Origin of the sequence: Streptomyces spororaveus (assembly GCF_016755875.1) — a bacterium.
Lineage (GTDB): Bacteria > Actinomycetota > Actinomycetes > Streptomycetales > Streptomycetaceae > Streptomyces > Streptomyces spororaveus.
This window is the reverse complement of the sequence record NZ_BNED01000005.1, coordinates 5,447,878-5,463,141: the sequence shown is the minus strand read 5'-3', so window position 1 is coordinate 5,463,141 and position 15,264 is coordinate 5,447,878. Positions and strand designations below refer to the sequence as shown.

Below are 15,264 nucleotides of genomic sequence, written 5' to 3'. Positions count from 1 at the left end.
CCATGCCCGTACGACGCAAGCGCCTCACCATGTGGCTCACGATCACCGGCGCGACGGCGGTAGTGGCCGCCGGAGGCTGGTGGGCGTCCCTGTGGTGGGCCGCTTTCACAGGCGACTTGGGCGTGCCCTGCGACAAGGCGGCCCATTTCGCCCGCGCCGCCGAACTGCCCGCGGGGACGCGCGACCGGAACTGCACCACGGGCCAGTGGATGAGCGCCTCGTACGAGCTGGACTTCCGCGCGCCCCGCCAGGAGGTGGCGGCCTGGCTGCGCGCCTCCTACCCCGACACGAAGATCTCGGAGGACTGCTCCAGCGCCGACGCGTGCGGGCAGCCGCAACTGCACGGCCCCACGCCGTTCAAGGACGAGGACGGCCACCGGCTCGCGGACGGGGTGCACGTCGAGCTCGACTACGAGGACGGAGGCGTCGCGCACGTACGGATCTCCGGATTCACCGTCTGAGACCCGCGGGCGCACCAGGGGCGGCCGACCGGCCGGTTCAGGCCTTGCGCCGGGCGCCCAGCCGTTCGCGGAGCACCTCGCCGACCTCGGCCAGGGTGCGCAGCTGTTCCGGCGTCAGCGCGTCGATCAGGTGGCGGCGCACGGACTCCACGTGGAGCGGGGCCGCCTCCGTGATCACGGCGACGCCCGCGTCAGTGAGGACCACCTCCGCGCCCCTGCCGTCGGTGGCCACCCCCTCGCGGCGGACGGCGCCGCGCTGCTCCATGCGGGTGAGCTGATGGGACAGCCGGCTGCGGGACCAGCGCATCAGCTCGGCGAGTGCGCTGACGCGCATGCGGTGGCCGTCCGTGGAGCCGAGCACCGACAGGACGTCGTAGTCCGCCTCGGAGAGCCCGCTGTCCTGTGTGAGGTCGCGCGCGATCTCCGCGTTGACCAGCGGGAACATCCGCCGCCACGCATACCAGGCGTCCTGTTCGGACTCGGTGAGCCAGCGGGGCCCTGGCTCCGGTGCGGGGGTCATGTCCGCCACTCTAGCCAGGTCGGTGACACATCACTTATCTGGTTGACATGTCAGCCAGATCCTCGGTTTTATTAGGTGACACATCAACAATTGCACCGAACGGGGAGTCTTCACCATGACCCGCCTGCACGTCGTCTCCGCCGCCACCCGCCCCACCTCCTCCGGTCGCCCCCTCGCCGCCTGGGTCACCGAGCAGGCCCGCGAGCGGGGCGACTTCGACGTCACCTCCGTCGACCTCGCCGAGATCGCCCTGCCCTTCCTCGACGAGCCCGAATACGCCTCCACCGGCAACTACGCGCATCAGCACACCCGCGACTGGAGCGCCCTGGTCGACTCGGCCGACGCCTTCCTCTTCGTCCTGCCGATGTACAACGGCGGCTTCACCGCCCCCTTCAAGAACGCCATCGACTTCCTCTACAACGAGTGGAAGGGCAAGCCGGTCGGCATCGTCAGCTACAGCGCCGGCCCCACCGGCGGCGTCCCGGCCGCAGAGATGCTGCTGCCGATCCTCACCCGCCTGGGCATGCTGCCCGCCGAGCACTCCGTCGCGGTCCCGGGCATCCCCAAGCTGCTCGGCCCCGAGGGCTTCCAGGCCCCGGAGGCGCTCGCGGGCGAGCTCGCCCGCGTCCTGGACGACGTCGCCGAACTGGCGGAGAAGCGCGCCGCCGAGGCCGCCACGGTGTGACCCGCGCGCCGTCGTCGGCGCGGGAGCGCGCCGACGACGGGCACGTGGGTTCCGGGGTGACCGCCGACCACCGCCCGGCCGACCGCCTGTACGACTCCCCCGTCCCCCGAGTCCACCCGCCTGCTCGGGCGCCCCATCGGCCGTACGGGTGTTCCAGCCCGTCGCGCAGGGGTCTTGCGTGGCGTTGGACAATGGACGGTGGCCCGGAATCACGTCGCACGCGCAGCAGGAGGACACGTATGGCAGAGCCCGAGCGGACCGAGCGGCGGCTGCGGCCGGCGCCTCTGCTCTTCGAGCCCTCGGAGTCCGTGGCGGACCCGGAACACTTCTTCGACCTGGAGTCGATCGAGGACCCGCGGGAGCTGCTGACCCGTGCGACCGAACTGACGCTGGCCTTCCGGGCCGCGCAGGAGCGGGCGGTGGAGTTCCAGGCCCTGGCGGCGGCCCAGCTGGCGGATCCCCGCCGGTTCGACCGGCTGTCGCCGGCGCTGATCGCCGAGCAGGCGGAGTGGACCGAGGACTACGCCCTCAAGATGATCGAATTCGGCGAGACCCTCCAGCGCGGCGCGGGCACGCCGTAGGGGGCCTCTTGCCGATCGGGCCGGACCCCGCGAGCCCGGCCCGATCGGCACGACACTCCCCAGGGGTCCGGGTCGCGGCGCACCATACTCCGACGGCAGCTCCGCTGTCCCGGTTTCCGGTAACTCCGGGATACTACTTCGCTACGGCGGGTAGACAGTGGCATATGACGACGCTGACGACGGCTCCCGGCTGCACCGCCCTCCACGCGCGCGGCGAACGCTCTCGCACCGCGCCCGCCACCCACGTCACCCCGCAGGGAGCCGCCTGGCTCGCCTCCGCGGCCGCCCAGCCCCGGCGCACCCTCGCGGTGTGGGAGGCGCGGCCCGGGCTGCCCGCCACCCTGCCCTGCGGGGATCCCTTCGACGTCGTCAACGTCCCGCTCGTCCTCGGGCGCCGCGTCCTGGACCTGCTCTGGGCCGAGGGCCCCGGCTCCGGGCCGGTCGCCGTGCACCGCGGCCGGATGCTGCTCTTCGCCGCACCCGGCACCGCCCACCGACTGCCCGCCCTGCTGGCGTGGGAGGAGTGGGGGGGCTCCCGGACCGCCCCGGCGCCGCTGTGCCACGGCCGCGGCGACGCCGTCACCGTGCCGCCGCTGGCCGCCACGCCCGGGCCGTCCCGGTGGCTCGTGGCCCCCGACGCGCGCGAGCCCTGGCTTCCCGGGCCCGAGGCCCTGCTCTGGGCCTTCGCACGGGCGGCCCGCAGCCCCGCACCGACCGGACCTGGGGATATCGATTTTTCGTTCCGCGGATCCTCCTGCTAATGTCTTCCACGTCAGACAAGCGCCGCTAGCTCAGTTGGTTAGAGCAGCTGACTCTTAATCAGCGGGTCCGGGGTTCGAGTCCCTGGCGGCGCACAGACAGAAGAAGGCCCCCACGCGAGTGGGGGCCTTCTTCGTTGTCCGGGGGCGCCCCGCGGAGCGCCTCGCGGTCATGTCGTGATCTTCACCGTGTACGCGCCGGACCGGGTGCGGTCCGCCACCTCGATGGTGATCCGCTCTCCCGGCACGGTGTACGTCTCGCCCACCTCCATCGGCGCGTCCGCCAGCGGCGGGTACACCGAGCGGTCCCAGCACGCCTCCGTCGACGGGTGCGCGTCCAGGACCTCGATCGGGCCGCCGCCCGACGAGGCCTCGTTGCGCACCCGGTAGACCAGGACGCCCTCCGTGCAGGTGTCCCCGTCATTGCCGGCCGAGCCCCGCGCCTCGACGGCGATGGCGCTGCCGCGGCCCGTACGGATCACCGCGAGCCGGGTGCCGCCCGTACCGCCGCTCGGCGGCGCCTGGGCCAGCGGCTGCAGGGTGTGCATCGAGGAGCCCGACTGCACGCAGTCCACCTGGGAGGCGTCCAGCCAGCCCAGCTTCCATTTGTGCCAGGCGAAAAGGTCCGGGGCCATGCCGAACTGGCTGCCCATGACGTCCCAGTCCCCGACGTAGGTGTCCCAGTCCCCCTTGCCGTCCGTGGGCCGGTGGTAGAGGTCGGGCAGGTCGAAGACGTGCCCGGTCTCGTGGGCGAGGACGTTCCGGTCCGGCGGGTGGCGCTCGAAGACGGTGACGATCCGCCGCAGTTCCGTGCCGTCCGCGACGATCGGGTGCTCGAAGTTGACGACCTTCGTGGCATCGGAGTCCACTCCGGGCGCGTCCGGGTCGGCGACGAAGTAGACGACGTCGTACTTGCGGAAGTCCACCTGGGCGTCGGCGGTGGCGACCGCGTCCCGCAGGTAGGACGCCCGGTCCGAGGCGGCCCAGTCGCGCTTTATGCCGTACGCGGTGGACGGCTTGGGCATCTGCATCCACTGCTTCTGCGGGTGCGGGACCAGCCGGAACCGCCCGTACGAGGCCTGCTCGAAGAAGTCGCTGGTGGCGGGGAAGTAGTCGCCGACGATCTCCCCGGTCGTCAGGGCGCTGCGGTGGTCGGGGAAGGAGAGGAAGACCATGACGGCGTTGAGCGTGCGTTCCGGCTTGGGGTAGGCGCCGTTCCAGGTGTCCAGGCCGAGGGAGTGGTGCGCCGAGGTGCGGGTGAGCGCGCAGGGTCCGGCCCCGGAGTCGGCCACCGCGGGACCGGCGACGAGCGACATGGCGGCGAGCGCCGTCAGGGAGGTGAGCGCCGCGGCGGTACTTCGGACGCGGGAGCGTTCCACTCCCCCGGGTGTCTGCTGTCGCGCCACATCGACCTCCGGTGGTGGATTCGTACCTGTTCATCCACCTTGAGGCGATTGTCTTACTAATGCCCAGTTCCGCTGCCCCACATGAGTGACTAATACGGCAAGTCGGTGACCCTCGAACTTCACGCCTCTGCCTACAGAACGTCACGACCGATCACCTGAGATCAGCGGAAGCCTCCGCACGTTCAGAGCCGCGCAGAAACGATCGCCCGACCTGACGCCGACGAGCCGTCATCACAGCGAACTGAACCGTCTCAACCGGTGGCGCCGCTGGATAGGGCCGTCCGCCAGCCTCTATGATCGGCACACTTTCCTGCGCGGACACTCACGAACACTGCGGGAGCCAACGGTGAGCGGAACCTCAGAAGGAACCGGTTCGGCGGCCGACAGCATCCGATCGGCCATTACGGAGCGTCACCCGGCAGTGCCGGCAGTGCCGTCGACTTCGGCCACCCAGGCCACGCCGGGGTCGCCGTACCGCGCCGACTCCGACCTGCGCGACTACCGGGCCGCCTTCAACGCGGCCCACCTCGCCATGGCCGTCGTCGACCGCGAGGGCTACGTGGTCGCCGCCAACCAGGCCTTCGCCGGGCTGCTCGGCAGCGAACCCCACACGCTCGTCCACCGGTCCGCCGCCGACCTGGTGGACCTGGCCGCGGAGGCCCGTACCTGGGCCGCCTACCAGGAGGTGCTCCGCGGCCGGCAGGCACGGCTGCGCTGCACCCGCCGCCTCAAACACCCCGACGGGCACTCCCTCTGGACCGAGGTCACCCTCGGACCCGTCCCCGGCACCGGGGACGTCCTGCTGTCGGTGGCCGACATCAGCGACCGCCGCGACCTCCAGGCCCGGCTGCGCCACCTCCAGATGCACGACCCGGTCACACGCCTGCCCAACCGTGCGCTGTTCTTCGAGCGGCTCTCCGCCGCCCTGGAGGCCTCCTCGTACGAACACGGGGGCGGCACCGGCCGGATCGGGCTGTGCTACCTGGACCTCGACGGGTTCAAGGCCGTCAACGACACCCTCGGCCACCGGGTCGGCGACCGGCTGCTGACCGCTGTCGCCGCCCGCCTGACGCAGTGCGCCGACCAGTCCGGCTACGGGCGCACTGGCGGACATCTGGTCGCACGCCTCGGCGGCGACGAGTTCGCCCTCCTGGTCGAGGACTCCACCGGCACCGAACAACTCGCCGACCTGGCGCGGAGCGTGCTCTCCGCCGTACAGGAACCCTTCGACCTGGCCGGGCAGCGGCTGTCGGTCTCCGCCTCGATCGGGGTCGTGGAGCGCGCGGCGGCCGGCACCTCGGCGACCGGGCTGATGCAGGCCGCCGACACGACCCTGTACTGGGCCAAGGCGGACGGCAAGGCCCGCTGGACGCTGTTCGACCCGGAGCGCAACGCGCACCGGATGACCCGCCAGGCCCTCTCCTCCACCCTCCGGCCGGCCGTGGAGCGGGGGGAGTTCGAGCTGGAGTACCAGCCGCTGGTGGACCTGGAGAGCGGCACGGTGCGCGGGGTCGAGGCCCTGGTGCGCTGGAACCACCCGCAATTCGGCACACTCACGCCGAATCGGTTCATCGGGATCGCCGAAGAGGACGGGTCCATCGTCCAGTTGGGGCAGTGGGTCCTGCGGACCGCCTGCCGGCAGGCCCGCCGCTGGCAGATCGAGCAGCCCAGCGACTCCCCCGTCTTCGTGTCGGTGAACGTCGCCGTCCGCCAGGTGTGGGACTCGGATCTGGTGGGCGACGTCGCGGAGATCCTCGCCGAGACGGGCCTCGCCCCGCAGCTGCTCCAGCTGGAGCTGACGGAATCGGCGGTGATGGGCTCGGCAGGCCGTCCCCTCCAGGCACTTCAGGCCCTCAGCGACATGGGCGTACGGATCGCGATCGACGATTTCGGCACCGGCTACTCGAACCTCGCCTACCTCAGCAGGCTGCCTGTATCAGTTCTGAAACTGGACGGTTCCTTCGTCCGTGGATTCCGCTACGAGGAGGGCACGCACCCCAACCCGGCCGACGAGACCATCGTGGAAGCCCTGGTCCAGCTCGCGCACCGGCTCGGCCTGACGGTGACCGCGGAGTGCGTGGAGACCGCCGGGCAGGCCGCACGGCTGCGGCGGGTGGGCTGCGACACGGGTCAGGGCTGGCTCTACTCGCGGGCGGTGGCCCCGGAGCGGATCGCCGAGATGATCGGCACCAGACCGGGCGCGGAACACCCCCGCTAACCGTTCCACTTCGCCGCTTTCGGGCCATCTAGGGCCCCTATCAGCGTTGGACAAGCCATATCCCCCTTGTAACGATCTTCGGGCCAAAGGTTCTTGACCAAGTTCCTTGATCCGTGGGGGAAAGCACCATGAAACTCACCCGTCCCGCACTCGCCCTGGCCATCGGCGCACTCGCTCCGGCCCTGCTCCTCGCCACCCCGGCCCTCGCCGCCGGCCAGGCCGCGGCGGCGCCCGCCAAGGCCACGGCGATCACCGCCGGGGAGTCGCCGTACGACACCATGTCGGACGCCGAACTGCGCGCCGAGGTCAACCGCATCCTGGCCGGCAAGCCGGGCAAGGGCGTCACCAGTGCGGCCCACAAGGCCCTCGCCGGCACCACCGAGGACGTACGCACCTTCCTGAAGACCGGCCTGGCGAAGGCTCAGGACGAGGACAACATGGTCGCCATCCTCCGCATCCTGGGCGGCAAGCCCGGCAAGGGCGTGACCCGCGAAGCCAACAAGGCCCTCGACGGCACCCCGGCCGACCGCATCGCGTTCCTCAAGACCGGCCTGGCGAAGGCCCAGGACGAGGACAACATGGTCGCCATCCTCCGCATCCTGGGCGGCAAGCCCGGCAAGGGCGTGACCCGCGAAGCCAACAAGGCCCTCGACGGCACCCCGGCCGACCGGACCGCGTTCCTCAAGACCGGCCTGCGCCTGGCCCAGGCCGAGGACGACCGCGTCGAAGCCTTCCGCATCCTCGCCCGCCCTGGCCTCAGCGACGCCCTGCGCGCGGCGGCCGTGAAGGCGATCGAAGGCACCCCGGAGGAGCTCCGGTACTTCATCACGGTCGGCCAGTTCCAGGTCTGAGCCTGACAGGCGCCGGCTTCGTACGCCGGCCGCATTCGGGGGCGAAGGCCCTTGACCAACTTCTTTGATCTATGGGGGAAACCATCATGAAGCTCACCCGTACCGCACTCGCCCTGACCGTCGGCGCCCTGGCCCCGGCCCTGCTCCTCGCCACGCCGGCCCTGGCCGCCGGCTCGGCCGCCGCCCCTGCCAAGGTCGCCGCGGTCACCGCCGGGGAGTCGCCGTACGACACCATGTCGGACCACGACCTGCGCGTCGCCGTCGGCCGGATCCTGGCCGCCAAGCCGGGCAAGGCCGTCATCCGGGAAGCCAACAAGGCCCTCGACGGGACCATCGAGGACGTGCGCACCTTCCTGAAGACGGGCCTGGCGATCGCGCAGGACGAGGACAACCGCGTCGCCATCGCCACGATCTACGGCGACCCGGCCTCGGGCAAGGCCGTCAAGCGCGAAGCCATCAAGGCCTTCACCGGCACCGCCGCAGACCGCGCCGCCTTCCTGAAGACCGGTCTGGCGATCGCCCAGGACGAGGACAACCGCGTCGCCATCGCCAAGATCGTGTTCGCCAACCCGGCCACCGGCAAGGCCGTCAAGCGCGAGGCCAACAAGGCCATGGACGGCACCCCGGCCGACCGGACCGCCTTCCTGAAGACCGGCCTGCGTCTGGCCCAGGCCGAAGACGACCGCGTCGCCGTGGGCGTGATCATGGCCCGCCCCGGCATCAGCGCCGCCCTGTACGCGGCGGCCCAGAAGGTCGTGGACGGCACCCCGGAGGAGCTCCGCTACTTCATCACGGTCGGCCAGTTCCAGGTCTGACCCCTGAGACCGCGGTCCGCCCCCGGCCACTGCCCGGCCGGGGCGGACCGCCTACGGCAGCCCCCGCCGAGGGGGCTGCCGCTCCGGCGTACGGTCAGAGGCTGCGGACGAAGGCGGTGAATGCCTCGGGGGCGACGGTGAAGGCGGGGCCTTCGGGGTTCTTGGAGTCGCGGACGGCGACCAGGCAGGGCTGTGCGGCCACCTCGACGCAGTCGCCGCCGTTGGTGCTGCTGTACGAGGCCTTGCGCCAGGCGGCGGTGCCGAGCGGGGCGCACTCGACGCACTCGCCGCCGTTGGTGCTGCTGTACGACGACTTACGCCACGGCACGGCCGTCAGGTTCAGATTGGTGCCCATACCGTTCCTCCATTACGCGCGCGATCAGAAGGGCCGAGGCCGCTGGCGAAAGGGCATCGGCTTGCAAGCGAGCGTATCCGACGGAGCGCTCCTTGATCACTTTCGCGTTGGCCGTCATATGCCCTGAGTCATAGCTCTCCGTGTAGAAGAGGTCGGGATCGCCATCGAAGCGAAGGAGGGTGAACGATCCCGTCATGCCGGTGTGTTCACCGACGGAGAAGGGCATCACCTGAATCTGCACCCACGGCCTGTCGGCAAAGCTCAAGAGGTGGGCCAGCTGGTTGCGCATGACCTCACGGCCGCCGACGTTTCGGTGCAGCAGCGCCTCATCCAGCACCACCAGCAGCACCGGTGGCTCCTCACGCATCAGGATGCGCTGACGCTCCATTCGGGCCGCCGCGATCTCGTCAGCGCGGTCGGGAAACTCCACGCTCACCAGAGCCTTCGCATACGCCTCCGTCTGCAGTAGCCCGTAGACCACCTGCGCCTGGAACGTGGAAATGAACGTCGCCCGGGCCTCCATCTCGGCGAAAGCCTGGAACCACGTGGGGAGCACGCTCCGCAGGACCAGGCCCACCAGGCGGGAGAAGTGCCCGTCCGTGCCGAGGGCCGCGTCCACCCGTTCCGAGAAGTCGCGCGTCGGGACCCGCTTGCCGTTCTCGATCATGCCGATCAGGGAGCCCGTGCAGAAGATGATCGCGCCGAGCTGTGCCTGTTTCAGGCCCGCTTCTTCCCTCAGCCGGCGCAGCTCGTAGCTGTAGTAGTCCAGCGGCGAGGCGCTGGGATCGATGTCGCGGGCCTGGACCAAGGGACGGTCACCCCCATGCAAACGCGGGTCGGGGCCGGATTCGGCCTGCGGCCGAGCGTAACGACTCCCCTACGCTCCGGGGTCGGAATCGTCAGATCCGGACCTCGACCGCCGGGTAGGCCTCGACGTAGCTGTCGCCGTCGGCTCCGTAGTAGGTACAGGTCCGCGCGGAGGGCCTCGGCGAGGTGGGGAAAGCCGCCGGCCTCGGGGCGGACGGTCGCCGCGTGCTGACCGCCGGCATCCCCACCGGCGAGATCGCCCGCGCACGCACCCTGCTGCACGGCGTCATCGGGCAGGTGCACCGCCACGAGGCCGAAGGGCGGGTTGCGCCCGGGTGAAACGCCTCCGCCCCGCCCCGGGCGAGGGGGCGGGGCGGAGGTGTCGCTCGGCGCGGGGTGGGGGGAGATCAGCAGGCGCCGAGGTCCTTCCAGACACCCCACTCACCCGTGGTGCCCGGCGTCTCGTTCTGCGTCCACCACTGGGCCTTGTACTTGCGGCCGTTGTGGGAGACCTCGTTGCCACCGGTGTAGACCGTGCCCGCGACGTACGCCGGGGTCGAGCCGCAGCCCGTGGTCGGCGGGGTGGTCGGGGGCGTGGTGGGCGGGGTCGTGGGCGGAGTGGTCGGAGGCGTCGTCGGCGGGGTGGTCGGCGGGACGGTGGTGCCGCCGAGGGCGTCCGAGATCTGGTTCAGCAGCGTGGTGTTGTTGTCCAGGCCGAGCAGGGAGTACATCATCGCGCCGGCCAGGCCGCGCTGCTTGCCGTAGTCGACCCGGGCCTGGATGGACTTCTGGTTGAGGCCGGTGAAGAACTCGCCGTCCTTGTAGAAGTACGAGGCCTTGGCCTGGTCGTCCCAGAAGCTGGTCGCGGCGTTGTCGACGAGGCCGCCGAGCTCCTTGTAGTTGGCGATACCGGCCTGCTGGCTGGTGGGCCGGGCACCGGAGGCGCCGGTCGCGGACTGGGCGAGGCCGTTGTTCGCCCCGGCGGGGACGCCCTTCCAGCCGCGGTAGTAGAACTCGTAGCCCAGCGTCAGCTTGTTGGCGGGGAAGCCGCCGGTGATGCCGTAGGCCGGGTTGCCGTCGATCCAGGAGTCGATCGCGTTGTCGATGCTGTACTTCTGGGTGCCCGGCGCGATCGGGTCGGTCGGGTCGCCCGCCGGGGAGTACAGCGGGGACTGGTGGTACGTCGGGCCGTCACTGTCCCAGGCGCCGTGCATGTCGTACGTCATGATGTTCGCGTAGTCGAGGTACGCGCCGATCTTGTCCGTCTCGATGTACTTGATCTTGTCCTGGCCGGCCGGGAGCGCCGAGGTCAGCATGTACTTCTTGCCGCCGTTGGCCTGGCCGTAGGCGTCGAGCTGCTCGCGGAACTCCTTGAGCAGGAGCGTGAAGTTCTGCTTGTCCTCGGGGGCGTAGTGGTTGCCGAGGTGGCCGCCGGACGAGCCCGGGTACTCCCAGTCGATGTCGATGCCGTCGAAGATGCCGGCCGCGACGCCCTGGCCGCCGTAACCGCCCTCGACCGGGAGGTTGCCCTTGATGTACTGGTCGATGCAGGAGGAGACGAGCTTCTTGCGGGAGGCGTCGGTCTTCGCCGCGTCGCTGAAGTACTTGGAGTAGGTCCAGCCGCCCAGCGAGATGTTGATCTTCAGGTGGGGGTACTTGGCCTTCAGCTGCTTGAACTGGTTGAAGACGCCGACGATCGGCTGGTCCCACTTGTCGGCGACCCCGCTGACGCTGTCCGCGGCGCTGAAGGACTTCTGGTAGTCGGCGTACGAGTCGCCCGCGCCGTCCCCGGCGTTGGGGTTGTTGTCGTCGCCCGCCGCCTTGTTCGCCTCGAAACAGGTGAGGTTGGTGGGGTGGATGTTGCCGAACGAGTAGTTGATGACGTCCAGCTTGCCCGCTATGCCACGCGTGTCGAGGTGCTTGGGGTAGAAGGCGTTGCCGTACACGCTCCACTGGTCGTAGTAGGCGATACGGACGCCGCCCGCCGCGGCGCCGGCCGAGGCGTCGGCGGCCTGGGCGGTGCCGAGTCCCGCGAAGGAGGCCAGCGCTCCGGCGGCCAGCGCGGCCGTGGCGGCGGCAGCGATGAGAGGTTTACGGATGTGCATGAGCTGTCTCCGTGGGGGTGGGAGGGGAGATCAAGCGGTTCGGGTGAGAGAAGTGATAGCGATCACTCCACCCCCGCGTCAATGGTTCGGACCAAAGAAGGACTAGACCACTCCCGCGCTATTTCCCCAAGTCAGAGACTTGAGCGCACACCAGAAACCGCTCGCCACCCCGGGTGACGAGCGGTTTAAGGCTGCCTTCAGGCAGCTCCGCGCAAGGTTTCGGCAACAAACCAGCCAAACGCCGTTCGCACACCGTCAATCGGCGGGGGGCGCCTCCACCGGCATGCCGTACGCATCCGCGACGAGCTCGTAGGAGCGCAACCGGGCCGCCCCGCTGTGGGCGTTGGCGGTGAGCATCAGCTCGTCCGCGCCCGTCAGCTTCGCCAGATCGTCCAGCCCGGTGCGGACCTCGTCGGACGTGCCGTGGACGACGTTCGCGAGCCAGCCGTCCACGAACTCCCGCTCCTGCGGGGCGAAGTCGTACGCCGCCGCTTCCTCCGGTGTCGGGATCAGGCCGGGCCGTCCGGTGCGCAGGCGCAGCATCGACAGCGCCCCCGTCAGCACCTGGGCGCGGGCCTGCGCCTCGGTGTCGGCGGCGAGCGCCGAGACGCCGATGACGGCGTAGGGGGCGTCGAGGACGGCCGAGGGGCGGAAGCTCCGGCGGTAGAGGTCGAGCGCGGGCAGGGTGCCCGCCGCCGAGAAGTGGTGGGCGTAGGCGAAGGGCAGGCCGAGTTCGCCCGCGAGGCGGGCGCTGAAGCCGGAGGAGCCGAGCAGCCACAGCGGCGGCCGGCCGGTGGGGCCCTGGACCGGGCCCGGTACGGCGTGCACGCGGGCGTACGGATGCCCGTCGGGGAAGTCGTCGTCGAGGAAGCGGGTGAGCTCCGCGAGCCTTCGGGGGAACTCGTCCGCGGCCTCGTCGAGGCGCCCGGGTCCGCGCAGCGCCGCGGCGGTGCGGCCGTCGGTGCCCGGGGCGCGGCCGAGTCCGAGGTCGATCCGGCCCGGGGCGAGCGCCTCCAGGGTGCCGAACTGCTCGGCGACGGCGAGCGGGGCGTGGTTGGGCAGCATGACCCCGCCGGAACCGAGCCGGATGCGGGAGGTGTGCGCGGCGAGGTGCGCCAGGATCACGGCGGGCGAGGAGCTGGCGACGCCGGGCATGGAGTGGTGCTCGGCGACCCAGTGGCGGTGGTAGCCGCGGGACTCGGCGAGGCGGGCGATCTCGACGCTCGTACGGAGGGAGGCGTGGGCGGTGCTGCCGGCACCGACCGTGACGAGGTCCAGGACGGAGAGCGGTACGGTCGCCCGGCCCCGGGCGGTGGCGCGGATCCCGTTCACGTTCCGGTTCGCCCCGCCGCCCCCGCTCGCGCCGCCCTGTACGTCGTCCCCTGCGTCACTCATCGTCGCTCCCGTTTCGTTCTCCCGTGCGTACGACATCAGTGCGACACCGTACGAAGACTTCGAACCGTGGGCGGCCGCCGCGCATTCCCGGTGGATCGGGGTGGCGCGCATGCCACTGGCATATGCCAGTGGAGTAGATCCAGGCAGACAGTCATGATTGAGCCAGCAATCTCTCCAACAGGCGCTCCACATGCGCCTCTTGATGGCTATCGTGGTAGGGCAAGCGGTAACAACCTGCTAGGGGGAAACCGTGGCGCTGAAGCCCGAGCCGACCGCGCCGTTCCACTCGGTGCAGTACGCACTGCGCGTACTCGAAACGATCGCGCGTCACACCGGTGGTGTGACGGACGTGCAGATCGCGCGTGAGACCGGCCTGCCCGCAGCCCATCTCGCTCCGATGCTGCTCATGCTGCGCCGGGAGGGATATGTCCTGCAGGTGTCCGACGGCGCCTACGCCATAGGGGATTCCCTCGTCCTGCTCGGCTCCGGCATCGACCGGCAGCAGGCGCTGACCGACAAGCTCCAGGAGACCCTGGACCGGCTGCGCGACTCGGTCGGCGCGGCCGTGTACATCAGCCGGTACGTGGACGGCGAGGTCAGGATCACACAGTTCGCGGACAGTCCCCGCACCCCGAAGGTGCACGAGTGGGTCGACTTCCGCTCCGCCGCGCACGCCAGTGCGGTCGGCAAGTGTCTGCTGACGCAGCTCGACCTGAACGGGCGGCGTGACCACCTGTCCCGGCACAAGATCGCCCGGCTCACGTCGAAGACGATCGTGAACGAGCGGATCCTGTTCTCGAAGCTGGACGCCCAGCCCGCCACCGTACCCATGCTGGACCTGCAGGAATACGCCGTGGGCACGGTCTGCGCGGCGGTGCCGATCACAGCCGGGGCCTCGGTGGGCTGCCTGGCCCTGTCGATGCCGGTCGAGCACGCGCACCGGCTTCGGGCCGCTGCGGACACCCTGAACCGGAAGGCCGCGCCGCTGCTGCTGTCGCTCACGCTGTGAGGTGGGAGAGCGGACGGCGCCGGTGACGCCAGTGACGCCGACGGGCCCGGAAAACACTTCGGGCGGTTGCCGGTGAGACCGGAAACCGCCCGAAGGACAGGTGCGCCGCCAGGGACTCGAACCCCGGACCCGCTGATTAAGAGTCAGCTGCTCTAACCAACTGAGCTAGCGGCGCCTGCTGACAGAGAAAATACTACCCGGTCCTCAGGGGTGCTCAAAACCATGGCCCGCGGAGGTACGCGGAGAGCCGCTCGCGGGGAGCGGGCAGGGCGCGGCCGAGGGCGGCGCCGGCCTACCCCCGCGCGGCGCGCGGCCCCGCGGGGACGTGCGGGGACGTGCGGGGCGACCCGACCGCACCGGGCACAGGAAGTCGGGTCCGGCACAGTGGAACCTCCCTAGCGTGGAGATCGGCAAGGGAAGGACGGCCACACGTGCTGGAGCGGCTGAATCAGGCCATGGACCACATCGAGGAGCACCTCGACGAGCCCGTCGACACCGCTGAGCTGGCGCGTATCGCCATGACGTCGGAGTACCACTTCCGGCGGATGTTCTCCGCACTGGCGGGCATCCCGCTCTCCGAGTACGTCCGCCGACGGCGGCTGACGCTCGCGGGGGCCGAGGTGCTCGCCGGGCGGCGGACGCTGCTCGATGTCGCGGTGCGGTACGGGTACGGCTCGGGCGAGGCGTTCGCGCGGGCTTTTCGCGCCATGCACGGGGTCGGCCCCGGCGAGGCGCGGCGGACGGGTGCGGCGCTGCACTCCCAGCCCCGGATGTCCTTCCGGTTGATCGTCGAAGGGAGAAGCAGCATGCGCTACCGGGTGGTGGAGAAGGACGGTTTCAGGCTCGTGGGCAGGGGGACACGGGTCCCGCTGGTCTACGAGGGGATGAACCCGGCCATCGTGGAGTTCGTCAAAAGCATCGGCAGGGAGACGCTGGAGCGGTGGGAGGCATGCGCGTCCGGGGAGCCGGGCGGTGTCCTGGCCGTGGTCGGCAACCACTCCGCGCAGGACGCCGAAGGCACCGAACTCGACTACTTCCACGGGGTGACGAGCGACGAGGACGTGCCGGGGGCTTCGGAGAGCCTCGACGTCGCGCCGGGGACGTGGGCGGTGTTCGAGTCCTCGGGTGAGTTCCCGCTGGCGGTCCAGTACCTGTGGCGGGACGTGTACACGCAGTGGTTCCCGTCGAACCCGTACCGGAGCCGCCCGGGTCCGTCGCTCTCGCGCACGCGGGTGTCGCAGGACGGCACGCACGCGGACGCGGAGCTGTGGATCCCGGTGGTGCGGGCGGGCGACTGA

At 70.7% G+C, this 15,264-nt stretch carries 15 protein-coding genes, 2 tRNA genes and 1 pseudogene; 11 read left to right on the top strand and 7 right to left on the bottom strand.

The annotated features are described in order from the left end of the window. The first annotated feature begins 2 nt into the window (after nucleotides 1–2). The gene (locus Sspor_RS27100; protein ID WP_202201442.1) at nucleotides 3–461 is read left to right on the top strand and encodes a hypothetical protein; all 459 of its coding nucleotides are present in this window, start codon (nucleotides 3–5) and stop codon (nucleotides 459–461) included. A 37-nt stretch (nucleotides 462–498) separates the two neighbouring features. Here the strand turns inward: Sspor_RS27100 and Sspor_RS27095 are convergent, their stop codons facing one another. Then, nucleotides 499–981, bottom strand: coding sequence for a MarR family winged helix-turn-helix transcriptional regulator (locus Sspor_RS27095; RefSeq protein WP_202201441.1), 483 nt, complete (start codon nucleotides 979–981; stop codon nucleotides 499–501). 115 nt (nucleotides 982–1,096) lie between these two features. Between Sspor_RS27095 and Sspor_RS27090 the strand changes: the two genes are divergently transcribed. The 4 genes and pseudogenes from Sspor_RS27090 (at nucleotide 1,097) to Sspor_RS27075 (ending at nucleotide 3,101) form a co-directional block, all read left to right on the top strand. After that, the gene (locus tag Sspor_RS27090; RefSeq protein ID WP_202201440.1) at nucleotides 1,097–1,666 is read left to right on the top strand and encodes an NADPH-dependent FMN reductase; all 570 of its coding nucleotides are present in this window, start codon (nucleotides 1,097–1,099) and stop codon (nucleotides 1,664–1,666) included. 239 nt (nucleotides 1,667–1,905) lie between these two features. Beyond that, complete coding sequence (locus Sspor_RS27085; protein WP_202201439.1) at nucleotides 1,906–2,247, top strand: DUF8844 domain-containing protein; 342 nt, start codon at nucleotides 1,906–1,908, stop codon at nucleotides 2,245–2,247. 164 nt (nucleotides 2,248–2,411) lie between these two features. Further along, a pseudogene (locus Sspor_RS27080) lies at nucleotides 2,412–3,066 on the top strand (bifunctional DNA primase/polymerase). Next, a tRNA-Lys gene (locus Sspor_RS27075) sits at nucleotides 3,028–3,101 on the top strand. Before Sspor_RS27080 ends, Sspor_RS27075 begins: the two are co-directional and overlap by 39 nt. 74 nt (nucleotides 3,102–3,175) lie before the next feature. Here Sspor_RS27075 and Sspor_RS27070 read toward each other — a convergent pair. Further along, complete coding sequence (locus tag Sspor_RS27070; RefSeq protein ID WP_202201438.1) at nucleotides 3,176–4,411, bottom strand: M6 family metalloprotease domain-containing protein; 1,236 nt, start codon at nucleotides 4,409–4,411, stop codon at nucleotides 3,176–3,178. A gap of 346 nt (nucleotides 4,412–4,757) precedes the next feature. On the opposite strand from Sspor_RS27070, the gene Sspor_RS27065 reads away from it, so the two are divergent. The 3 genes from Sspor_RS27065 (at nucleotide 4,758) to Sspor_RS27055 (ending at nucleotide 8,295) form a co-directional block, all read left to right on the top strand. Continuing rightward, complete coding sequence (locus Sspor_RS27065) at nucleotides 4,758–6,629, top strand: putative bifunctional diguanylate cyclase/phosphodiesterase (RefSeq protein ID WP_202201437.1); 1,872 nt, start codon at nucleotides 4,758–4,760, stop codon at nucleotides 6,627–6,629. A 128-nt stretch (nucleotides 6,630–6,757) separates the two neighbouring features. Then, on the top strand, nucleotides 6,758–7,480 hold the full coding sequence (locus Sspor_RS27060; RefSeq protein WP_202201436.1) for an ALF repeat-containing protein: 723 nt from the start codon (nucleotides 6,758–6,760) through the stop codon (nucleotides 7,478–7,480). Between the two features lie 86 nt (nucleotides 7,481–7,566). Next, entirely contained in the window at nucleotides 7,567–8,295 is a 729-nt protein-coding gene (locus tag Sspor_RS27055) for an ALF repeat-containing protein (RefSeq protein WP_202201435.1), read from the top strand. A 94-nt stretch (nucleotides 8,296–8,389) separates the two neighbouring features. On the opposite strand, the gene Sspor_RS27050 is transcribed toward Sspor_RS27055, so the two are convergent. Then, complete coding sequence (locus tag Sspor_RS27050; protein WP_202201434.1) at nucleotides 8,390–8,650, bottom strand: DUF397 domain-containing protein; 261 nt, start codon at nucleotides 8,648–8,650, stop codon at nucleotides 8,390–8,392. Next, a complete protein-coding gene (locus Sspor_RS27045) occupies nucleotides 8,610–9,458 on the bottom strand; it encodes a helix-turn-helix domain-containing protein (protein ID WP_202201433.1) in 849 nt (282 codons plus the stop codon). Before Sspor_RS27045 ends, Sspor_RS27050 begins: the two co-directional genes overlap by 41 nt. A gap of 185 nt (nucleotides 9,459–9,643) precedes the next feature. Here Sspor_RS27045 and Sspor_RS27040 point away from each other — a divergent pair, with 185 nt between their 5' ends. Further along, entirely contained in the window at nucleotides 9,644–9,796 is a 153-nt protein-coding gene (locus Sspor_RS27040; RefSeq protein WP_202201432.1) for a hypothetical protein, read from the top strand. Between the two features lie 68 nt (nucleotides 9,797–9,864). Here Sspor_RS27040 and Sspor_RS27035 read toward each other — a convergent pair whose 3' ends face one another. Both Sspor_RS27035 and Sspor_RS27030 read right to left on the bottom strand, forming a co-directional pair. Next, the gene (locus Sspor_RS27035; RefSeq protein WP_202201431.1) at nucleotides 9,865–11,562 is read right to left on the bottom strand and encodes a glycosyl hydrolase family 18 protein; all 1,698 of its coding nucleotides are present in this window, start codon (nucleotides 11,560–11,562) and stop codon (nucleotides 9,865–9,867) included. Nucleotides 11,563–11,817: 255 nt separating this feature from the next. Then, the gene (locus Sspor_RS27030; protein ID WP_202201430.1) at nucleotides 11,818–12,957 is read right to left on the bottom strand and encodes an LLM class flavin-dependent oxidoreductase; all 1,140 of its coding nucleotides are present in this window, start codon (nucleotides 12,955–12,957) and stop codon (nucleotides 11,818–11,820) included. Nucleotides 12,958–13,207: 250 nt separating this feature from the next. On the opposite strand from Sspor_RS27030, the gene Sspor_RS27025 reads away from it, so the two are divergent. Beyond that, nucleotides 13,208–13,966, top strand: coding sequence for an IclR family transcriptional regulator (locus Sspor_RS27025; RefSeq protein ID WP_030012142.1), 759 nt, complete (start codon nucleotides 13,208–13,210; stop codon nucleotides 13,964–13,966). 101 nt (nucleotides 13,967–14,067) lie between these two features. On the opposite strand, the gene Sspor_RS27020 is transcribed toward Sspor_RS27025, so the two are convergent. After that, nucleotides 14,068–14,141: transfer RNA gene (locus tag Sspor_RS27020), tRNA-Lys, on the bottom strand. A 256-nt stretch (nucleotides 14,142–14,397) separates the two neighbouring features. Between Sspor_RS27020 and Sspor_RS27015 the strand changes: the two genes are divergently transcribed. Then, entirely contained in the window at nucleotides 14,398–15,264 is an 867-nt protein-coding gene (locus Sspor_RS27015) for a helix-turn-helix domain-containing protein (protein WP_202201429.1), read from the top strand.